Annotated in this window: 23 protein-coding genes and 8 pseudogenes; 11 read left to right on the plus strand and 20 right to left on the minus strand. The window is 45.8% G+C overall.

What is annotated here, in order from left to right; genetic code table 11:
- Positions 1-32 precede the first annotated feature (32 nt).
- Both BQ1619_RS09570 and BQ1619_RS02665 read right to left on the minus strand, forming a co-directional pair.
- The gene (locus BQ1619_RS09570; RefSeq protein ID WP_231968447.1) at positions 33-128 is read right to left on the minus strand and encodes a SlyX family protein; all 96 of its coding nucleotides are present in this window, start codon (positions 126-128) and stop codon (positions 33-35) included.
- Positions 129-140: 12 nt separating this feature from the next.
- Positions 141-362 carry a hypothetical protein gene (locus BQ1619_RS02665; RefSeq protein ID WP_114662087.1) on the minus strand — a complete coding sequence of 74 codons (222 nt, stop codon included), beginning with the start codon at positions 360-362 and terminating at the stop codon, positions 141-143.
- A gap of 177 nt (positions 363-539) precedes the next feature.
- Between BQ1619_RS02665 and BQ1619_RS10570 the strand changes: the two genes are divergently transcribed.
- The 3 genes and pseudogenes from BQ1619_RS10570 (at position 540) to BQ1619_RS08610 (ending at position 1,188) form a co-directional block, all read left to right on the plus strand.
- On the plus strand, positions 540-863 hold the full coding sequence (locus tag BQ1619_RS10570) for a tripartite tricarboxylate transporter substrate-binding protein (protein ID WP_114662089.1): 324 nt from the start codon (positions 540-542) through the stop codon (positions 861-863).
- Positions 778-1,023 (plus strand): annotated as a pseudogene (locus tag BQ1619_RS10170) (tripartite tricarboxylate transporter substrate-binding protein); the annotation flags it as partial. The gene BQ1619_RS10570 and the pseudogene BQ1619_RS10170, both read left to right, overlap by 86 nt.
- Positions 1,024-1,029: 6 nt before the next feature.
- On the plus strand, positions 1,030-1,188 hold the full coding sequence (locus tag BQ1619_RS08610) for a hypothetical protein (protein ID WP_162784582.1): 159 nt from the start codon (positions 1,030-1,032) through the stop codon (positions 1,186-1,188).
- 117 nt (positions 1,189-1,305) lie between these two features.
- Here the strand turns inward: BQ1619_RS08610 and BQ1619_RS08965 are convergent, their stop codons facing one another.
- Positions 1,306-1,536: a hypothetical protein gene (locus BQ1619_RS08965; RefSeq protein WP_231968448.1), complete on the minus strand. Its 231-nt coding sequence runs from the start codon at positions 1,534-1,536 to the stop codon at positions 1,306-1,308.
- Between the two features lie 361 nt (positions 1,537-1,897).
- Here BQ1619_RS08965 and BQ1619_RS02685 point away from each other — a divergent pair.
- Positions 1,898-3,811 (plus strand): annotated as a pseudogene (locus BQ1619_RS02685) (ATP-binding cassette domain-containing protein).
- A gap of 7 nt (positions 3,812-3,818) precedes the next feature.
- Here BQ1619_RS02685 and BQ1619_RS09580 read toward each other — a convergent pair.
- From BQ1619_RS09580 to BQ1619_RS10575, 6 genes and pseudogenes are all read right to left on the minus strand, one after another.
- A pseudogene (locus BQ1619_RS09580) lies at positions 3,819-3,914 on the minus strand (chaperone modulator CbpM); the annotation flags it as partial.
- Between the two features lie 29 nt (positions 3,915-3,943).
- The gene (locus BQ1619_RS09585; RefSeq protein ID WP_231968449.1) at positions 3,944-4,138 is read right to left on the minus strand and encodes a MerR family transcriptional regulator; all 195 of its coding nucleotides are present in this window, start codon (positions 4,136-4,138) and stop codon (positions 3,944-3,946) included.
- 4 nt (positions 4,139-4,142) lie between these two features.
- Positions 4,143-4,370, minus strand: a complete 228-nt coding sequence (locus BQ1619_RS09590) for a DnaJ C-terminal domain-containing protein (RefSeq protein ID WP_231968450.1) — start codon at positions 4,368-4,370, stop codon at positions 4,143-4,145.
- The gene (locus tag BQ1619_RS09595; RefSeq protein WP_331851907.1) at positions 4,276-4,566 is read right to left on the minus strand and encodes a DnaJ C-terminal domain-containing protein; all 291 of its coding nucleotides are present in this window, start codon (positions 4,564-4,566) and stop codon (positions 4,276-4,278) included. Before BQ1619_RS09595 ends, BQ1619_RS09590 begins: the two co-directional genes overlap by 95 nt.
- Before the next feature lie 47 nt (positions 4,567-4,613).
- A pseudogene (locus BQ1619_RS09600) lies at positions 4,614-5,443 on the minus strand (UxaA family hydrolase); the annotation flags it as partial.
- A 102-nt stretch (positions 5,444-5,545) separates the two neighbouring features.
- Positions 5,546-6,163 carry a tripartite tricarboxylate transporter substrate-binding protein gene (locus BQ1619_RS10575; RefSeq protein WP_415066244.1) on the minus strand — a complete coding sequence of 206 codons (618 nt, stop codon included), beginning with the start codon at positions 6,161-6,163 and terminating at the stop codon, positions 5,546-5,548.
- Between the two features lie 212 nt (positions 6,164-6,375).
- On the opposite strand from BQ1619_RS10575, the gene BQ1619_RS02715 reads away from it, so the two are divergent.
- The 3 genes and pseudogenes from BQ1619_RS02715 to BQ1619_RS10180 all read left to right on the plus strand — a co-directional run bounded on the left by BQ1619_RS02715 (position 6,376) and on the right by BQ1619_RS10180 (position 7,744).
- Positions 6,376-6,813, plus strand: coding sequence for an enolase-like domain-containing protein (locus BQ1619_RS02715; RefSeq protein ID WP_114662096.1), 438 nt, complete (start codon positions 6,376-6,378; stop codon positions 6,811-6,813).
- 207 nt (positions 6,814-7,020) lie between these two features.
- Positions 7,021-7,212 (plus strand): annotated as a pseudogene (locus BQ1619_RS10175) (tripartite tricarboxylate transporter substrate-binding protein); the annotation flags it as partial.
- A gap of 97 nt (positions 7,213-7,309) precedes the next feature.
- Entirely contained in the window at positions 7,310-7,744 is a 435-nt protein-coding gene (locus BQ1619_RS10180) for a tripartite tricarboxylate transporter substrate-binding protein (RefSeq protein ID WP_269460093.1), read from the plus strand.
- A gap of 86 nt (positions 7,745-7,830) precedes the next feature.
- Here the strand turns inward: BQ1619_RS10180 and BQ1619_RS02725 are convergent, their stop codons facing one another.
- Genes BQ1619_RS02725 through BQ1619_RS02735 form a run of 3 tightly spaced genes read right to left on the minus strand, consistent with a single transcriptional unit; the run spans position 7,831 to position 11,458 of the window.
- Complete coding sequence (locus BQ1619_RS02725; protein ID WP_231968451.1) at positions 7,831-8,463, minus strand: hypothetical protein; 633 nt, start codon at positions 8,461-8,463, stop codon at positions 7,831-7,833.
- Complete coding sequence (locus tag BQ1619_RS02730) at positions 8,460-9,740, minus strand: sialidase family protein (protein WP_114662099.1); 1,281 nt, start codon at positions 9,738-9,740, stop codon at positions 8,460-8,462. Before BQ1619_RS02730 ends, BQ1619_RS02725 begins: the two co-directional genes overlap by 4 nt.
- The gene (locus BQ1619_RS02735; protein ID WP_114662101.1) at positions 9,737-11,458 is read right to left on the minus strand and encodes an ArnT family glycosyltransferase; all 1,722 of its coding nucleotides are present in this window, start codon (positions 11,456-11,458) and stop codon (positions 9,737-9,739) included. The genes BQ1619_RS02730 and BQ1619_RS02735 overlap by 4 nt, the downstream gene beginning before the upstream one ends.
- Before the next feature lie 162 nt (positions 11,459-11,620).
- Here BQ1619_RS02735 and BQ1619_RS02740 point away from each other — a divergent pair, with 162 nt between their 5' ends.
- The 3 genes from BQ1619_RS02740 (at position 11,621) to BQ1619_RS02750 (ending at position 13,544) form a co-directional block, all read left to right on the plus strand.
- On the plus strand, positions 11,621-11,983 hold the full coding sequence (locus BQ1619_RS02740) for a c-type cytochrome (protein ID WP_231968452.1): 363 nt from the start codon (positions 11,621-11,623) through the stop codon (positions 11,981-11,983).
- A 13-nt stretch (positions 11,984-11,996) separates the two neighbouring features.
- Entirely contained in the window at positions 11,997-13,271 is a 1,275-nt protein-coding gene (locus BQ1619_RS02745; RefSeq protein WP_114663484.1) for an NAD(P)/FAD-dependent oxidoreductase, read from the plus strand.
- Between the two features lie 93 nt (positions 13,272-13,364).
- Positions 13,365-13,544 carry a phosphate-starvation-inducible PsiE family protein gene (locus BQ1619_RS02750; protein ID WP_231968453.1) on the plus strand — a complete coding sequence of 60 codons (180 nt, stop codon included), beginning with the start codon at positions 13,365-13,367 and terminating at the stop codon, positions 13,542-13,544.
- Between the two features lie 13 nt (positions 13,545-13,557).
- On the opposite strand, the gene BQ1619_RS02755 is transcribed toward BQ1619_RS02750, so the two are convergent.
- The gene (locus BQ1619_RS02755) at positions 13,558-14,820 is read right to left on the minus strand and encodes a TAXI family TRAP transporter solute-binding subunit (RefSeq protein ID WP_197711830.1); all 1,263 of its coding nucleotides are present in this window, start codon (positions 14,818-14,820) and stop codon (positions 13,558-13,560) included.
- Positions 14,821-15,030: 210 nt separating this feature from the next.
- On the opposite strand from BQ1619_RS02755, the gene BQ1619_RS02760 reads away from it, so the two are divergent.
- On the plus strand, positions 15,031-15,753 hold the full coding sequence (locus tag BQ1619_RS02760; RefSeq protein WP_114662103.1) for a pirin family protein: 723 nt from the start codon (positions 15,031-15,033) through the stop codon (positions 15,751-15,753).
- 292 nt (positions 15,754-16,045) lie between these two features.
- Here the strand turns inward: BQ1619_RS02760 and BQ1619_RS10580 are convergent, their stop codons facing one another.
- The 7 genes and pseudogenes from BQ1619_RS10580 to fabI form a co-directional block, all read right to left on the minus strand.
- Positions 16,046-16,183: a tripartite tricarboxylate transporter substrate-binding protein gene (locus BQ1619_RS10580; protein ID WP_114663485.1), complete on the minus strand. Its 138-nt coding sequence runs from the start codon at positions 16,181-16,183 to the stop codon at positions 16,046-16,048.
- Between the two features lie 94 nt (positions 16,184-16,277).
- A pseudogene (locus BQ1619_RS02780) lies at positions 16,278-16,691 on the minus strand (tripartite tricarboxylate transporter substrate-binding protein); the annotation flags it as partial.
- Between the two features lie 189 nt (positions 16,692-16,880).
- Positions 16,881-17,726 (minus strand): HpcH/HpaI aldolase/citrate lyase family protein, encoded by an 846-nt coding sequence (locus BQ1619_RS02785; RefSeq protein ID WP_114662109.1) that lies wholly within the window; start codon positions 17,724-17,726, stop codon positions 16,881-16,883.
- A 6-nt stretch (positions 17,727-17,732) separates the two neighbouring features.
- Positions 17,733-18,272 (minus strand): annotated as a pseudogene (locus tag BQ1619_RS02790) (MmgE/PrpD family protein); the annotation flags it as partial.
- A complete protein-coding gene (locus BQ1619_RS10185; RefSeq protein ID WP_269460101.1) occupies positions 18,239-18,370 on the minus strand; it encodes a hypothetical protein in 132 nt (43 codons plus the stop codon). The pseudogene BQ1619_RS02790 and the gene BQ1619_RS10185, both read right to left, overlap by 34 nt.
- Positions 18,371-18,617: 247 nt before the next feature.
- Positions 18,618-18,889: pseudogene (locus BQ1619_RS09615) on the minus strand (chromate transporter); the annotation flags it as partial.
- Between the two features lie 26 nt (positions 18,890-18,915).
- The gene (gene fabI, locus BQ1619_RS02805; protein WP_114662111.1) at positions 18,916-19,701 is read right to left on the minus strand and encodes an enoyl-ACP reductase FabI; all 786 of its coding nucleotides are present in this window, start codon (positions 19,699-19,701) and stop codon (positions 18,916-18,918) included.
- Positions 19,702-19,781 lie beyond the last annotated feature (80 nt).

The following is a 19,781-nucleotide window of genomic DNA, read 5'->3' on the forward strand; positions in this document are numbered from 1 at the left end:
GCCTTTAACTCACGATACAGAAATTCAATTTGTTATTTCTGTTTGTAAACTGTCTCATTAAGTTTTCCAATAAGGTCTTCAGCAAAGCTGAGCTTGATTTCGAGATTGGTGATTCTGTCCTCAGTCATTTTTGATTTCTTCTAGTGGTTAGCGAGCTCGAAGCGGCCATCTTCCATCTCTGATTGTGGCCTGATCCAAAAATCATGAGATTGCATGGACTCATAGACATAGGCTGGTTCAAGAGTGGTTTCAATATTTGCCAAGAAAATGACCCTATAAAAACCACCGGTCTTGATATGTCTGAGTTTTGTCCCTGGTTTATATAGGCCATCATCGGGGTTGGCCATTTTGGGTTTACTCATTTCTAATCCTTAAAAAGGATATCAGTAGATTCTAGACTGTGGCACGATAGTCGGCGCTAATCATGACCCCGTCTTTCAGGGCTCTACTTGCAAGTGCCAGGATTGCATTATTAATATGCTGGGCTTAGAGGAGTAAGCCAGATCCAAAAACCTGATCATCTGGGTCTTGGCATTGCCATGGTGCTGCTGGTACGGTGCTTTACTGGCGCGGCATATATTGGGACTAGTAGCTACGTCATGATGACAAATTCTGAGTTTCCCGCAAAGTCTGTTGGGGAATTTATAGCGTTAGCTAAAGCGAATCCAGATGCCTATAACTATGCAAGCGCTGGAAATGGTAGTGCCTCGCATCTAGCGATGGCCTATTTCGATAGCATGGCTGGAATTCAGCTAGTGCACATAACCCACCAAAGGGGCTGGCGATGCAATTGCCGAGCTCTTAGCTGGTCGCGCTCAAGCTGTGATTGCGGCCAATGTTGCGGCACTGCCTTTTGCCAATGACCCAAGAGTTCGCTTTTTAGGAGTTTCCTCCGAGAAGCCTTCACCTTTTGTTCCTGGCGTTCCACCAATTGGTAATACCGTGAAGGGGTATGTTTTTGATAGTTGGTTCGGTCTTTTGGCCCCTGCTGGCACGCCTATTTCTGTGATCGGCAAAATGTAGTCCGAAATGGGTAAATTGCTTAAACAACCTGAAATCATTGAGCGTATGCGTCGCCAAGGGATCGAGATAGGAAATTTAACTTCTGCTGAATTCAATCAACTTTTAGTTCGGGACTATGTTCGGATGGCGAAGGTGGTGAAAGTCTCCGGTGCTAAGACGGATTAGTTGTCAGTTAATTCTATGACCCGAATTACTGAATTACGTTTGCCTCTTGATCACGGTATAGATGATCTTGAGCTTGCTCTTCTAAAGAGATTAAGTATTCCATAGAAAGATCTAATCTCATTCAAGATCTTCAAGCGTAGCTATTCTGCGTTGAGCATACTGATTCCAATGCACGAGTTTCCAGTCATCTCTAGGATCCCATCGTTTTTGCATACGTGCTTTTGCTTCACTTTCCTCAAGGACAATCCAAGCAATGGAGATCTTGGTTTGCGGTGGAATTCCTAATGCATCAGGATTCAACATTCTGCCACTCTGAATTTCCCGGGAAAATGGTCCAACCAGAATCACGTTAACTCCTAGAAGTAGGTTTTCTCGGGCAATATCAAGCAAACCTTGGTATTCCCAATCGCGGAGATTTTCAAGATAGTAGGGGCTATCTCGATCATTGGGTTTGGGTGATCAACTCCATGACATGAGCGCTATACGAGCCATACGCTGTGTCTTTATCCAGAAAGAAAAAGTCTTCGCTTGTCCTTTCAATGATTAGAGGGAGGGCTTTTTGACCAAGGTCGACTTACCAGTTCCTGCGTGACCAGCAAAAAGAATGAGGCGTGGGGCGGTTGGGGTAAGTTTGCAGACCATGTAACGCTAGTCTCGCAGAATTTCTTGGAAATTTCTTCCATTTTTTGGAAGAGACGATAATGTCGCCATGGCTTTAATCGTACTTACTGATGCAAAACTGGCTTTTGGCCACGTTGATCTTCTTGCAAATACTGCATTCTCACTGGAATCTGGTGAACGTGTTGGCTTAATCGGTCAAAATGGCACCGGTAAATCCTCTCTATTAAAAATTTTGGCTGGTATTGAAAAGATGGATGATGGTCTTTTGCAATATCAGCAGGGTCTACGTATCTCATACGTTCCTCAGGAGCCGATTTTTGAGGCCAAAGAAACCATCTTTGAGGCAGTCTCAAAGGGTGTTGCGGAAGCAAAAGCACTCAGAGAAGAGTATGGGGCTCTGAGCGTAGGCGATTGGGATGATGATGCTCATCACCGTTTAGATGAAGTGCAATCCAAACTTGAGGCATTGAGCGGTTGGAACTGGGAGCAACGCGTGCATGAAACGCTGGATCGCCTCCATTTGGATGCAGACCAAAAAATTAGCAACTTATCGGGGGGTACCAAGATGCGAGTGGCATTGGCTCGTGCACTCGTCGAAATGCCTGATGTCCTGCTATTAGATGAACCAACGAACCATTTGGATTTGGATTCGATTGCGTGGCTGGAGGAGTTGTTAAAAGAATACCAAGGTTCCGTAATATTAATTACCTACGATCGTGCATTCTTGGATAACGTATGCACGCAAATCGTAGAGTTGGATCGCGGTATTTTGCGAAGTTATCCTGGAAACTTTACGCAATATGAAGTTCTCAAGGAACAAGAGCTCAATGCCGAGTCCTTGGCTAATGCGCGTGCAGATAAATTATTGGCGCAAGAAGAGGTGTGGATTCGGAAAGGCGTTGAAGCTCGTCGCACTCGCAGTGTTGCCCGTATAGCTCGCTTAGAAAAGCTGCGTGCAAGCCGAGCTGAGCGCAGAGATGCGATGGGGCAGGTGAAGATGGCGGTTTCTGCTGGAGAGCGTAGCGGCAAGATTGTTGCGGAGCTGGAGAACGTCTGCAAGTCATACGATAGACCCATTGTGAAGGATTTCACAGCGACGATATTGCTCGGCGACAAGGTCGGGTTGTTGGGTCCGAACGGTGCTGGTAAAACCACCTTACTCAAATTAATTCTCGGAACAGTTAAGCCTGATTCAGGTACCGCCACGATGGGAACACGTATTGAAGTGGCTTATTTTGATCAAATGCGTGAAGGCTTAAATCTCAATGCCTCGCTAGAGGATTACATTAGCCCTGGTAGCGAGTGGATTGAGATTAATGGCAATAAAAAACATGTCAAAAGTTATCTAAGTGATTTCTTATTCGCACCTGAGCGTACAAATTCTCCAATAAGCACTCTGTCTGGTGGCGAGCGCAATCGCCTGCTGCTAGCCCGCTTGTTTGCCCGACCAGCCAATGTCTTAGTGCTCGATGAGCCCACTAATGACTTAGATATTGATACCTTAGATTTGCTGGAGCAATTATTGCAAGACTATAAAGGGACTGTTTTCTTAGTCAGTCATGACCGTTATTTCTTGGACAATGTTGTTACCAGCATCATTGCGCATGAGGGTGATGGATATTGGCGTGAGTATGAAGGTGGTTATGAGGATTGGAAGATTCAAAAAGCCCGCTCAGAGCAGATTCGTGCGAATAAAAATACGGCTAAGCCATCAACGAAATCAGAGACAAAAGCCCCCCGCACCCGAATCGAAAGCGGCCCCTAAAGGTAATGTGCAAAAGCTTAATGGCAAAGAGCGGCAAGAATTGGAATCGTTGCCTCAGCAAATAGAGGAATTGAAGTCTGAGCAGGCTGATATTGGAATTGAAATGAGTAATCCCGATCTATACAAGAATGATCGGGAATTAGCAGCGAGTATGCAGGCGCGCTTAGCGAAGTTACTGTTCAGTTAGAGCAAAAACTGCAACGCTGGGAGCAGCTTTTAAGCCGCTCCGAATCCTAAGGGTTGCTTATTCCCCGCGCTTGAGGCGGGCACGTAACCCTGCTATCTCATCGAGTAGATCCAGCGCTAAAGCGACTCCGGGAACATTCAACTCGAGATCATGGGTTAAGTGAGCGGCCGTCTTGGCGCGTCTTAATGAATCGCCGCCAAAGCGCCATTTTCTGGAGAAGAGCCAGAGGGGCTAAGGACTCCCTCGGTTACCCAAGACATAATTAATTCTTCCGGTGTACGGGATGCATGAGAAAGCTCCACAATGCTCATATGCACTTCATTCTCAACGACGCTTCCCTCAATCCAAGTAATGTTGGTGGTATTGATATTTGTCATGGCATCATCCCTTCAAATGCGTTCTTGGGTTGAAATCAAATGCTTTCTCAAATTGCTGGTATGCCTCTTTAAGTGCATCGGTATCCGCTGGAGGTAGGGTGATAGTCGGAACTACAAAGAGGTCACCAGATTCTGCGCTAGGAATCCCCTTGCCCTTTAAGCGCATCTTGCGTCCCGCAACAGTCCCCGCCGGAATCTTGAGTCCAAGGTAGAGCCTGAGGAGTGGGGACATTTACTGTGGTGCCCAACGCGGCTTCCCATGGCGCCAATGGAATATCGATAAAGATATCTTTACCATCCACGCGGTAAATGGGGCTTGGGTGAAATTCAATTTCTAAATACAAATCCCCGGCGGGGCCTTCGCCGATACCAGGGCCACCTTGTCCCGATAAGCGCAGATTTTGTCCAGCCTTTATTCCTTTTGGAATGCTAACGGCTAACTTGCGCTCTTGAGTGCTGACATGACCCTGAGAATTACCGGTTTGGCATACTTATAGACTTCCATTAAAGGACCGGTGCCTCCTTTCATTGAGGAGCCTAGTGATTTTTCAAAAATATTTGCAAGGCCGCCAATTTGGTTTCCAGGGCTAACTTGGCCGTTAATTTGCACATCTCGACCAACCGAATATTCATCTTTCCACCAACGAATACGTTTGATGAGCTTTTCACCAATCTCCTTGCTTGCTGCGCGACGGGTGAGGGGTGTTCTACACCATAAATTTCTGGGGTTTCAGACAAGATGCCAGTGCCACCATGACGAGACAAGATATCAATCGCAGCGCCTAATGCTGGGTTTGCAGTGATAGAAGAGAAGCCATCGGAACCACCACATTGCAAGCCGACAGTGAGATGGCTTGCTGATACCGTTTGGCGTTTAGCCTTATTTGCTTCTGGCAGTAGCGCTTTCACCGCTTCAATTCTAGCCTCAATGGTCTTGCGGGTACCGCCTGATTCTTGCATGATGAAGGTGTGCAAGGTAGAGCCTTCCTTTAGATCTTCCTGCTCCATTAACCCTTTCAACTGATTGCGCTCACATCCAAGTCCTACGATTAATGCTGCGGCAAGGTTAGGATGGCGGGCATATCCTGATATCGTGCGTCGTAGTAATTCCATGGGCTCATCGCTCATTTCCATGCCACAACCAATACTATGGCTGAAAGCGACAACGCCATCCACATTCGGAAAATCTTTTAAGCGTTCCGCAGTGAAATATTCTGCAATTTTGTTTACTACAGTGGCAGAGCAGTTGACGGTCGATAAAATTCCAATAAAGTTTCTTGTGCCAACCTTGCCATTTGGTCGAACATATACCTAGCGAAAACTTTACGAGCCGCAGCCAAGTGCCTGCTGGCTACAAAATTGCCGCCAAAAAGATACTCAAAGGTGAGCCAATTCTCAAATACAACGTCACTGTTGGATTTGCCAATACCGACATTGGGTCCGGCACAATGGTGCACAGCCACAATACAGAATTTCGGGAATTTGATCGCGATTATGCGCATGCCAGCGAATACAAACCCACTCAAATGCTTCCTGAGTCTGAACGAGCCACCTTCCAAGGATATCAGTGCCGATGCCCACATCAACACGAGCGACAACAATATTGTCATTTGGATGTAGACGAATGATCGGCCCAATAAGGCGCTTTTCAGAAATTTCAATCATGGAACACTTTCGATATAGTAAGTTTTTATTCTGGTGTAGCGCCTGATTCTTAACGATGGGGCCCCACTTTGCGACTTCGGATTTGATGTATTCGCTGAGTTGGTTTGGCGTGCTTGTAATGACTTCAAAACCTTTGCTGCTGACTTGTCCTTTAATTTCTGGATTATTGAGTACGCTAATTAATTGAGAATTCAACTTATCAATAATTGCTTTTGGAGTATTGGCGGGTGCAACAATTGCATAAACTAACTCCACTTCATATTTCGGCACATATTCAGAAATTGCCGGGATTTCAGGTGCATTGGGTGATCTTTTGAGGCTAGTGATTCCGAGTGGAATTAATTTTCCGTTGGGACATATGGAAGTGCCGCTGGCGCACCAACGAGAGCGGTCTCAATTTGTCCGCCCAGTACATCGGTTGTTCTCCTTATTTAGTGTTTATTTTTAATGTTATTTCGATTTTGGCGCTAGGCAATTCATGAAAATTACTCAAGCAACTTTTTTCCTGTATCGATACCGTTGATCGAGCCCATCAAAATGGCTAATGATGTAGTGATTGATATAAAACAGTATTGCTGAGCTTGCGCGATGAGCAGGGGCGTATTGGGCGGGTGGCGTCAATTGCCCCAATGATGACTGGTGAGACCCTCGATAGTTTGTGCGCAAGTTTAGGGTACCTCTTGGATAAGGTGCGCAAATTCGAGTGGAATGATCCGCGCCATTTCTCAATCCAATTTAATACCGTTCTGTATGGTAACCATTCAGCAAAATCTTGTCTTGAAATGGCATTACTAGATCTATACACACAACGTGAATCCGTGCCATTGTGGAAGTATCTTCGCACCCTTAATCCGAATGTCAATAACCTAGAGTTAAAAGCCATCCCCATTCTTCGAATGTTGGGAGGCAGTCTTGAAAAGGAGTTGGAGGATGCAAAAATATTTCGGGAGTCAGGGTTTAAGCATTGGAAAATAAAGATCGGGTCCATTATCCCATCATTAGTGATATAAAAACTGCAGATTACTGGGGGAGACTATATGTTTAAAACTATATCTAAAAATAGAGTGTTGAGATCGGTATTCAGCACGGTGATTGGGGTGGCATTCTCCACCTCCGTCTTTGCGGCCTATCCTGACAAACCAATCAAAATGCTGATTGGTTATGCCCCAGGCAGTTCAACAGATATTGTGGGTCGCATGATTGCAAATGATCTCAGTATGGTTTTGAAGCAGCCAATTGTTGTCGAAAATCGTGGTGGTGCGGCGGGTAGCTTGGCTGCTGATGCGGTCGCTAAAAGTGCGCCAGATGGTTACACCATTCTTTTTGCTCAAAATGGACTTGCAATCAATGTGGCCGCTAATCCGAAGTTACCTTTTAACGGTCAAAAGGATCTCGTGCCTGTTGTTGGTGTTGCAGCGACTCCGCATATATTGATTGTGAATAACAATTCACCTGCAAAGACTGTGGCTGTTATTCCAGAGTCGCCTCGGCATCAAGCTCACCAACATTCCGTACAAAGGCACTGGTCCAGCGTTAACCGACCTGTTGGGCGGGCAAGTCGACCTCCTTTGCGACCAAACTACACAAACTATCCATTACATCAAGGATGGCCGCGTAAAAACCTATGGGACAACCACTCTCAAACGTTTACCAGCCATTCCGAACTTACCAACTCTGAACGAGCAGGGCCTCAAAGGCTTTGAGATAAAAGTTTGGCATGGTGTTTACACACCAAAAGGTGTTCCAAAACCTATCTTGGATAAAATTAATGCAGCTTTGAAGAAGGCATTGAATTCTCCTGAAGTAAAGAAACGTTTAGATGATTCGAATATTGATATTGTTCCAGCAAGCAAAATGACGCCCAAGGGACTTCAAGATCATCTTGACTCTGAAATCAACGTCTGGGGTCCAGTCATTCGTAAAGCCAATATTCCAGACTAAGTTTGTCAACGGATGTCTGAAAATAAAAAACCAGCTTCGGCTGGTTTTTTTATTGGTGATTACTCATCAGACATCCATCAAAACGCTTAACCTGGTCTAAACAAATATCCTGAACGTGCTTTTTGTTTGCGCTTCTGCAAGAAAGCCTCCAGCAAACTGACTATTGCCCAAATTGCCAATACAGGATCTAGCAGGTAATCCCACAAGTTCGTGGACTCATGCCAATGCACTGACCAAGCAATGATCGCCAAACCTATCAACCAAACACCCTTGACCCAGTTGGCAAGTCCACAGATAACCGCAAAGACCAGAACGGCAACTAGAAAAGTAGTAGAACCATATCCCCAAGCATAGGGATCAACCATACCAACCCCGAGCGCGAAAGGATAAAAGCCTAAAGCAATCAGACTAATACTGAAAGAAAAGGCCATGGGGGTTTTTGAAGGTTTTGGAAGTAACGTGCTCCAGAGTAATAGCATCGTTACGACACTCAAATCACCGATCACTCCTCTCACATACGCAGCCAAAGGAAGCTCTAGTGATAAACCCAAAGGCCAGAAAAAGAGGTTTACCAAAACGAGCAACAAAAATACTTTAGCAAGAGAAGGAAAGGCTTTCTGAGAAATTTTCTGCAAAAGCCAGATGATGACTACCCCACAACTAATTGCCACTTCGCCCAAGGCAATAGCTTGCGAAATCGAGTGCATTTGGATATTCATTTTGAAGACTCCTTTGCGCTTTCATCTGGAGCATTTTGATCTTGCGGCAATTGACCAAAGGTACGCTTTAGCCAAGCACTGGGAAAATAGATATGGCGGATTTTTTTACGATCCCAGGTATATACCAAATGCGCATCATGACCATTGCTTGAAATGAGGTATGGGTACGAAAATTCTTTGCGCTCTTGATCCGGTAATGCCTCATCGTTTTCAAGCGTCTCCACCACATGCCATTGGTTGGATTGCGGATGATTCATTAAGAGCACTAAGCGGTGTCGCCCTGCTTCAATATTATTGAGCACCAAAATACGAGCACTATTCTGCAGCTTTAATGTGGCAATTGCCGAATTGGGATTGGCTATTTCCAAATCCGCGGCAGGCTGCCATGCTTGACCAGCATTTTGTGTCTCACCCATCGGAATCTGCTTGGGCATGCCAGCACTACGTGTTTGGCGAAAATAAGCTGTTGCATCCTGAGGCCCATTGACAAAAACAGCTGGTTGAATGGCTCCTCGACCAGAACTCATACGGCGCTTATCCATCACCTGCGCACCTTCGATCCACAGAAACTCTCCAAAACGGCCAATCCATTCATGATAGGCCGGCAATCCTAAGCGGCCATCCACAAATGTCAGTGCGGGTGACTTCACTAGCGTACTGAGATTGATCAGGGGTGACGTTATTAACCGCTTCGGCCTGCCCCACGTTAAACCATCGTCATCTGAAATGATGGTCGAAATTGAGCTACCCGCCCAACCACCAATCGATACCGTCACAAAGAATAATTGCAAACGACCATCAGCCATCCGCGCTGGCACAGGATTGCCCAATTTAGCGATGTAACGTGACAAACCATTTTCTGCTGATACACGATCAATCACCACCGTTGGCGCTGCCCAAGCATTCGACTTTGTGTCATAAACGGCTGTATTAATCACGACATCTGCAGCGCCCTCCCTGCTTCCAGCAAACCAAAATGCCCGCACATTACCATCACTGAGTGCAATGATTGAGGCGGCATGAACAGATGCCGCTCCAGTATCCGGCAACCAATCTGCCCGCAGGCCTGGAACGGATGGATTTACAGCCGTTTTTGATTTTGCTAAAGAGGGATTGGCTTGCTTTACTTCTGGGGTGATATCTTTATCCGCATCCGTATTTGCATTTACAGAAACTTCGCTGGTTTGAAATGGGGCCCAAGCAGGTCGGCCATCAATATGAATAAAACCAAGCACTGCGGCAAGCAATAAAAAACAAAGTGCTATTACACGACTCATCGACACGCATCCTTCACATTCAATACATCAGCGTTTGATGCTGGCGTTGCAATTAAGTATTCCATCACAAAAAGGTGTTCACCCACTTGCCCCATTAGCATGGCTTTTATTTCGTCATTGGAATGGCGGGCTCTCATCTCCATTCGTTGTCCAACAATCTGGCAAGATTCACAAATGGCTGGTAATGTCCCAACAGGCGTGTGCACAGCAACGATGGGGTAGGCTTTGGTGAGAACCTCGAGATTGCTCGCATCTTTAGCAAGGTAGCCATGAAGTTGTGCGCCCGGCAGAAGCAATCGATACTCCTCGTCTTTAGCTCGATAGTCACAGGGAATCCACACCTCTTTGCCCTGGACCTGTGCAATCGTCTGCGCAGAAAAACGACCCAATTGCCCCTCCAACGGACTAAGGCTGCTTGTTAAAGCGCAGTAGCTGAGAAAACATCCAATGAGCGCCAATGCTTTGGTTTGATTTTTTCTGAATAGTCCGATCACCACTAATACAAAAGCAATGATCATCAACCACCAATGGATGGGAAGATATGTCCAAGATCCCGCATCTCCCATGAGGTCTGACATTTTTAGATTAAAGGCAATCCAACTCAGGGCCGCCAAAATTATTCCCTGCAATACCAAGGCAATTCTAAATCCCCATAAGGGCAATTGCTCCCAATGTATAGCAATGAGCGCCGCAAATGCAGGCATCACCGGAAGTAAATAACGACCAGAACGTTGGCTTGGCAAACTAAAAACAATAAAGAATGCAGCGATCAGCAGCAAAAGCAATACTTCTTCAGCATTTAAAAAACGTCGTCCCTTCCAGCATTGTAGGAGCGTTAAAATCAAGACAAACGTCAAGAGTCCTGCATTTGCTAAAGAGGTTACGATCAACATCCAAATACTGTCGCCACCCCATACTAAGTCCAACAAATAGTTAGAACTGCGAGCAGCAAATTTGCCGGCGTTTTCGCCTAATACGAACTCTCTCCAAACCGCATCTGGCTGTGGATCTAGAACAAACCACAAACTGAAAACACCCAATGCCAGCAGAACGATCAGAATCAATTTGTACAGATCCCGAATGAGCGTTTGCGGGATGCTCCACTGGCGCAAATTCCAGTAATACAATCCCAGCGCTAACGATCCAGGAACAATATACGCAAAGGATTTTGCAAACAGCGCCAGACCAAAACAAAGGCCCGCAAACAGTGGAAAGAGAAATTTCGACTCAAAAGTGCTTTTACCCCAATGCAACAGAGCTAAAAATGGAGCTGTTAACCAGAATACTTCTGGAGGATCTGTTAAAAAGGGTCGCCCATAACGATATGTCGCAAAAAAAGAGAGCCAGACCAAGGCTGCTAATGCCCCCGTTTGCGATTTGCCACTAAAACGACGTACCGCCAAAAATAGTAAGAAAGCAGTCAAACCGGTATAGAGAACATTAGGCCAACGCAGGTTCGCTAAAGTCCATTCGTTTGCCCAACCGGTACTCACAATACCCTGCCAAAAAATCAAGGGTGGCTTGGTATTTTTAATGCCGTCCATCTCAGACTGGAGTGGCAGCCAATTGCCAGACTCAGCCGTCATGCGAACAATGTGCATATAGGGATACTCATCCCCGTTTTTAGGTGCAAAGCGGCTATCTAAACCATATAAATAGGAAAAGACCGCCAAAACTAGCGCCAAAAGTGCATACCGCAGAGTAAATGAGCCTCGCATGCCTATAGTTTATAGGCTCAGGAGGGCTGCCCCAGAAATACCCACTAAGTACGGTCTATACACTTTTTGTTATTTACTTAGCAGAAATCCATCTGAACCCGATAGTCCAGGCCAATACATTCTTGGTTAAGATACGGTAAGAAAAATCGTCAGACATGTTTTATGCCATTAACAACATCGGAGATCATTCCAATGCGAATCCTCCAACTGAAAACAGCCCTAGTACTAAGCAGTTTTCTGTCCGTTGCAATCCCACCAAATCTCACGCATGCTCAATCAACAGATGCGACCAAGCTCTATCATCGCGGCTTAGCAGCAACTTGCGCGAACTGTCATGGCTCCGATGGCAATGGAGTACTTAATGGCGGCATGCCACTGATCAACAATTTGACTAGCGAGCAAATTCTGGCGCAACTAAAGGCATTCAAATCAGGTGCTCGCGAAGGCACGATCATGCCGCAATTAGCCAAAGGCTATACAGATGAGCAACTCGAAATCATCGCCAATCAACTTGGCAAGAAATAATTAGGAGATCATGATGGATCGTCGACATTTTATTGGCCACAGCGCCGCTGCAATCGGTTTAGCTGCTGGCTTCTCTGGGCAAGCGCGCGCCAATCTTCAAAAAGCTGAAATTTTGGTGATAGGTGGAGGTTATGGCGGTGCAACTGCTGCCAAGTATTTGCGTCTTTTTTCAAACAATACCGCCAAGGTCACATTAATTGAGCCTAACGCATCTTTTATTTCCTGCCCACTATCAAATCTCGTAGTGGGAGGATCGCGAACATTGACGGAACTTACTAGTCCTTACGATAACCTCAGCAAACGCCATGGCATCAAAATTATTCAGGATAGCGTTACTAGTATTGATCCCGATAAAAAAACCGTGAAACTTGCTTCAGGCAAAACACTGCCATACGATAAGGTTGTAGTCTCTCCAGGAATCAGTTTGCTATTTAATAGCATTGATGGTTTAGCACAAGCCAACAAAGCCGGGGTGACATTGCAAGCATGGAAAGCCGGTCCCGAGACCGTTGCCCTCCACAAACAGCTTGCGGCGATTCGTGATGGTGGAACATATGCTATTAGCATTCCAGAAGCACCCTATCGCTGCCCTCCAGGCCCTTATGAGCGTGCCTGCCAAGTGGCGAGTTTCTTCAAACAAAACAAGCCTAAATCAAAAGTATTGATCTTGGATGCAAATCAAGATGCTGTCTCCAAAGGCGCGCTATTTAAAAAGGTTTGGGCGGAACAATACTCCGGAATAGTGGAATATTTACCAAAGCACAATGTCACCGCTGTAGATGCGAAGACTAAGACCATCAAATTTGAAGTCCAAGATGACATCAAGGCAGACGTACTCAATTTGCTACCCGCAATGAGTGCTGGTGATATTGCCGTGAAAACCGGCTTGGCAAATTCCAATGGGCGCTGGGTCAATGTCAATTACATCAACTTTAAATCCACCGCCCAAAAAGACATTCATGTATTAGGCGACGCTATTCAGGTAGCGCCACTAATGCCGAAATCGGGCCATATGGCAAATCAGCATGCTAAGGCTGCAGCAGCAGCCATTGTTGCGGAGCTTAGTGGCTGGGAAATAAATCCATCACCAGTACTCACCAATACTTGCTATAGCTTTGTGAACGCTAAAGAAGTTGTTCATGTGGCCAGCGTGCATCAGTACAACGTAACCGAGAAGACCTTTAAGACAGTTCCAGGCTCTGGCGGCGTTTCTCCCGGACCGTCCACACTGGAAGGAGTCTATGCCTGGGGATGGGCTCACAACATCTGGGCAGACACACTCGGTTGACGCAGATCAATACTTACAAAAAGGGGCTAACTAACCTCTTTTTTATTGCTTTACTAAGTGAGATACCTATACTGACCATATCCCGTCCGATTTTTGATCTACGTTGCCATCACTGCCGTAACACGCTTAATCATTGATTTAGTGAATACCAAGCATGAAGCAGATATGGCGATTCTATTGATGGGCGTCATCATTCTCGTACTGGCATTAGCTAATGCTGTCGTTCGCTACGCCTCCTTTAAATTTCCCAGCAGACATAGCGAAAACGAATAACTACAGGTCTGGATCAACCCCAGCGTCGAACTGATAGGAGTGCACCCCTATTTAGACAGCTGCGCACATAGTCAATGCTCGTGCGCAGCGCGTAATAGTCACTTGCCAGGCGCTTTGAAACGTTAATATTAAGAGCCTGGTACTCAAAAAGATCCAATCTTTTAAGATACTCATCCTGCTTTGATTGATCAAAGTTGGTCAACAACTCTTGCTCAAATGCCTTTAACTCTCCATAAAGACGGTTAATTTTGTTGTACATCCTTCGCGTTCTGAAACTTGGCAAAACTTGCAGAGCGGGATAAGCAACGACCAAGAAAGGTAGCAATATAAATATCAAGCGGTTGATTAATTCTGCCAACCAAAATGGAAAATACGAAGTGATTAGTGGGTAGCGATTTTTTTCATAATGAATGGCTACAGGGCTCTCGGGCAACAAAGAATCTTTAAAAGAGGGGAGCTCCCCTTTCTTGGTAAAGAATGACTCTCGGCCATTAATTTCTCGCGCAGCCTCTAAAAATAAAAATTGAATGGCTGGATGCATCCGATCATCAATTAACAAATTCGTGGTAGTTGCTACTAGCTTTATATCTTCATTCGGAAAATTTTGCTCCAAACTAAAAGATCCTTCTGGGACCTTCAATATTTGCAAATACGGAATAAGCTTCGCAAAGGCCTCTGCTCGTCTAAACGTAATTAAATGCAATGTGGGATCAGTCAATAACGCTTGAATGTTGGGCGCCTCAAATGCATCTACGATAAAAGCGGCATCTATCTCACCGCCCTTGAGGGCTTTGACAGCCTGATCTCCAGGGAGCTCCAACAATTGCAGATTGGTACGATCTAAACCGGACACCTTGAGAATGCGCATCGCCTGGGCATGGGTACCACTTCCCTCAACGCCCACCGATATTTTGCGATTCGCAAAATATTTGGAATGTCCTTGAATTACTTCAAAATCGGCTCGATTAACTTCAGCGCCTCGATAAAAAAACCAAGTGGGATCGTACCCAATCGCGCCCAAGGACTGAATACCAGTAGTGGTTTTAGGGTGAGCAACGCCGGCTTGGACAAAAGCTGCTTGAACAGGATCATTGCGGTCACTTAAGCGGGAAAGATTTTCTTGAGCGCCGTTGGTTGGCATTAGCTCAAGAGTGACTCCTTTCTTAGCAAAGAAGTCAGCGTATTTCTTGCCCAATGCCTCATAGGAGCCGCCAGACAATCCGGTTGCTAGAATGACATGCCTTGGTGGTGGATCCGCATACCACCAGATACCCATCACAAAGTATTCGCGAAAGCTTTTTAGGTCTTGCTGAAACTGTTCAGAAGAAGTGGTCTGACTTTATATAGTTTTTACAAGAAGCTTGGCCATTACTTATTTTATTGCTCATGTTTATTTAAAACTTGCCATGAGCCATTACCATGCAAATATCGCAAAAGCCAATGATAATATTCTTATGAATAATCAGTACAAGATCTAGATTTAAATATGCAATTTCTTAGAAAATCCCACGACAGGGGCTATGCCGATCATGGCTGGCTAAAGAGCTTTCACTCATTCTCCTTTGCTAGTTACCATGATCCCCGCTTTATGGGTTTGGGGAATCTTCGCGTGATTAATGAAGATCGCATAGCCCCTGAAATGGGCTTTGGCAAACATGGCCACCGTAATATGGAAATTATCAGTTATGTATTGTCAGGTGAGTTAGCACATCAAGATAGCATGGGTAACATTAAAGGCATTCCGCCTGGTGATGTGCAACGCATGAGTGCTGGCACGGGCGTTACCCATAGTGAGTTCAACCACGCAAAAGATCAAACAACCCATTTTCTACAAATTTGGATTGAACCAAACGTTCTGGAGATAGCGCCAAGCTATGAACAAAAAACGATTCCTTCTGCTAACAAAATTGGCAAACTTTGCTTAGTGGCCTCGCCGGATGGGGAGGCCAAATCCGTATCAATATCAGCAGATGCAAAAATGTATGCGGGCTTATTTAACGGGAATCAATCAGCAGAGTTGACATTAAATCCGCAACGTAAAGCCTATGTTCATTTAATCAGCGGATCTATTCATGTGAATGGCCAAATTCTGCATGGTGGAGATGCGCTAATGACTCAAGAAGAAAATCGCTTAACCATCTCCAATAGAAAAGACGCCGAGGTATTGGTATTTACCTCAGCGCCTAATCTCCTTGCCCATAAGGCTTAATCAAGCCTTATCTTTGCCTTTTCAATCACTGCTTTCCAACGAGCAATGTCGGAAAATATAAGTCTGAAAATTGTTGGGTGTTCATGGGAGCTATTTGCACGCCGGCTTTTTGGAACCGCTCTTTCATTTCTGGCGTATCCAATATTTCCAAAATGGAATTATTTAATCCCCTGATGATTAATTGAGGCGTCACGCTGGCACAAATACCCCTTGCCATAGAGCCATCTCATAGCCTTTGACGCCCGCCTCTTGCATCGTCACCAATTCAGGTGCGCCGCTGAAACGATTTTTACTAGTCACAGCTTAATGCTTTTACCTTGTCGCCTTTGCGCAAGGGAAGGCCAACAGGCATTCCGGCAAAGTAAAAATCAATTTGACCGCCAACTAAGTCGGTCGCTGCAGGTGATCCACCTTTATACGGAATGTGAATCCTGTGGTTGCCAAAAGCAACTCACCAGCCATATGATCCGAGTTGCCAATTCCTGAAGAACCAAAACTTAACTTACCGGGATCTGCTTTTAAAAGTGCAATAAGAACAGATCGAACAACTGTGATACAGCTCCAGGACCAGCATTTGCCATTGTGGCTTTAGAGCCATTCGCTTTGATGTAAGCCTCAAGCTCTTTAAAGTTATTTGGAGGAAGATCCTTTTTGCCCAGCAAGACCATTGGCACATCCGCAACCTGTCCGATGTATTCAAAATCTTTCATGGGGTCGTAGGGAAGCTTGTCATAGAGGGCATTCGCCGTTGCCATGCCCATATGGTGGATATAAATGGTGTAGCCATCCGGTGCAGCACGGGCAACCTTAGTGGATGCAATAGTGCCGCCAGCTCCCGGTACGTTCTCCACCACAACTGTTTGACCCAAAGCTTGACCCATTGGCACGGCAATTAAGCGTGCAATCGAATCTGTGGGGCCACCAGCTGCAAATGGAACAATCATTTGAATGGATTTGGTAGGTCAATTCTTTTGCGCATAAGCAGTAGTGCTAATGAGGGCGCCAGCGAATAACGCAACTGCAACACTCGCTAGAAATGTTTTTTTAATATTCAATTTAGTCTCCATACGGTGAATTCCGAATCTAAATTTCGCCAGTTTTTTGACAAAAGTGATAAGGGTAGCCTATTAGTGTTTACCACCAAGCGCCAAGGCCTTTTGAGCCAGCAACACTACCGGACGATCAATCATCTTCCCATCCAGCTTGACCGCACCGCCGTGCGAGGCGCGGTCGGCCTCGATAACGCGTTGAGCCCACCGTATATCCACCTCTGTTGGCATAAATGCTGCTTGCACAATAGTCACTTGCTTAGGATGGATACATAATTTACCACCAAATCCCATCCGTTTAGCGCGTTGTGCATCATTGGCAATGCGGGGGAGGCCGTCTGTAGAGGGTGTAACCCCGTCAATAGGAGGGGCAATCTGCGCGAGACTGGAAGCCAGCACGATTTGATAGCGCGCGGTCTGCAATTCAGTTTCTTGCGTGTCGCAAACCATTCCGAGATCAGCCTGCAAGTCCAAATTTCCCAATGCAATACGAAGCACTTGATTTGCGTTAGCAATTTCTCTGAGTCGATCCAATCCTATGGCAGTTTCAATCATCGGAATAATGGCGGTATTCGGCAACACTAAGGCGGCACCATTGATCTGATCCAGCGATTCACTCTTGGGGATCAGCGTGCAGCCCATGTGCAATTCTTGTGCCAGCATTAAGTCGGCAGAATAAAACTTGCTTCCTGGAGAATTGGTGCGAATGACTAAGCGTTTTCTTTGCTCGATAGAGAACGTAGACCACGCTTGACGAATGGCATTGCGAGCAACCTCTTTATCTTCTTCAGCAACAGCATCTTCTAAATCCAAGACTACGGCGCCGGCACCGCTATCGAGTGCTTTCATAAAACGTTCTGGACGAGTACCAGGAACAAACAAAAAGTTTGAGCTAAGGCCCAGCGGGGTGTCTATAGGGTTCATGAAGGCTTATGTTTGAGGAAGTAGAGCGTCTATCTTGGCTTGTTTACGAATATTCCACAAGCGATCTATGGCAACTTGCATCTCCTGTGGATTGGCGCCACCGCTAAAAGCTGCTAGACGCAGGGCTTTGTCAGTGATTTCTGGGCGGGAGGGTGTATTGCCAGGATCACCTTTGGGTTCATCTACCCGACCATCCAATATTTGGCCATTCTGTAAATGGACTTTGACTTTACCAATCCAGCGTTGTGGATAGGCGCTGTCCACTTCAGAATCGAGTGTCATCGCGACCCGATCTCTAAATTGGCAGATTTCATCATCATGAAAATGGCGCTCAAATTCTTGTAAGCCAGCAAATTGATAGTGGGCAATAAGAGCGAGCACGGTTCCCATCGAAAACTTCGATTGGTGAACGGTTGCAGGATCAGTTACTGGACCCAAGACATCAATAGCACCCTGGTGAACCAGTGTTTCAACTTTAGCAATATCACGCGGTTGAAGTTTGTTTTGGAGCATTACTTGTAAGAGAGCATCTGCGGCAGGGCGCGTACTGGGGCGGTAGTCACCGTGTCGGAAAGCGACTCGGTTTTTCCGAGCCACTCTTGAAGATGGGTAATGGTTTGAGGTTCGATTCGCATAAGATCCATTATGCCAATCTTGAAGAAAAAACTTAGCCGATCAAAATAGTGGCAATGTGGAGTAAAAGCCCTGCTAAGGCTGAGCCCCCTAAAACAGTTATCACCCCTTTTTGAAATTGAAAGAGTGCAAGGCCCGCTAATCCGCAAATAGCAATTGAGAGCCAAGAAATCGAGCCACCTAGGCCGTGTGGGAAAAACACGTGGTACGCAAAAAATAGATCAAGGTTTGCAATCACACCAACCACCGCTGCAGTAATGGCACTTGACCGTAGGTGAGATAAACCCAGGATAGGCCGATCAATATCAGTAAAGAGGGCAAGACAAAGAGAGTGCCTGAAGGATGCCTCCCCAACTACGATGCATGAGCCAGCCTATTATAGGTAACAAGCTGTTGTGCTTCGGGCCAGGGTAATAGCATGCAGTAATTTATGGCATGTAAAAAGCGTCGCTCAGAAATCCAGCGACGCTTCTCAACTAACTAATGAAGCTTAGCTTAGCCCAAAACTTGAGAGCTTGGCTAAATGAGATCGATGGCCCAGAAGATGCAGAACCGCTCAAGCATCTTCCATTCCGCCAATCACTTGGCTAAAGCCGTTATCAACATAAATAATTTTGGCAGTAATGCCGTTCGCTAAGTCGGATAACAAGAATGCAGCGGTATTGCCGACATCATCAATGGTCACATTGCGGCGCAGCGGGGCAGTTTGTTCAACAGCTTCGAGAATCTTGCCAAACCCTTTAATGCCGGAAGCTGCCAGGGTTTTAATTGGGCCGGCAGAGATGCCGTTTGCTCGAATACCTTTGGGACCCACGGAGCCAGCAAGATAACGGACGGACGCTTCCAGCGAAGCTTTTGCTAAACCCATGGTATTGTAGTTCGGAACATTCTTTATTGACCCTAAATAGGTCAGGGTCAATAAAGAGGATTTATCGCGTAGCATCGGTAATGCTTCTTTTGCCATGGCAGGAAAGCTGTAGGCAGAAATGTCATGAGCAATTTTGAAGCCCTCGCGCGAGAGACCCTCTAAGAAATCACCAGCAATGGCTTCGCGTGGTGCAAAGCCAATCGCGTGCACAAAACCGTCAAACTGAGGCCAGGATTTCGCTAGGTCCTTAAATAGGGCGGAAATTTGTTCGTCACTACCGACATCACAATCAAAAATCAGTTCGGAATTAAATTCTTTTGCAAAATCTACAATCCGATCCTTGAATCGCTCACCAACGTATGTAAAGGCAAGTTCAGCACCCTCACGATGGCAGGCCTTGGCAATGCCATAGGCTATCGAGCGGTTGGATAGAAGGCCGGTAATGAGGATTTTTTTGCCGGAGAGAAAGCCCATGATGTGTCCTTTGCTTCAAATATGATTTGCTATCTACAATTGTTGCATATATGCCAGCTCAGACCTTTTTTCGCGCAATC

Origin of the sequence: Polynucleobacter necessarius, from assembly GCF_900095195.1 — a bacterium.
Classification (GTDB): domain Bacteria; phylum Pseudomonadota; class Gammaproteobacteria; order Burkholderiales; family Burkholderiaceae; genus Polynucleobacter; species Polynucleobacter necessarius_G.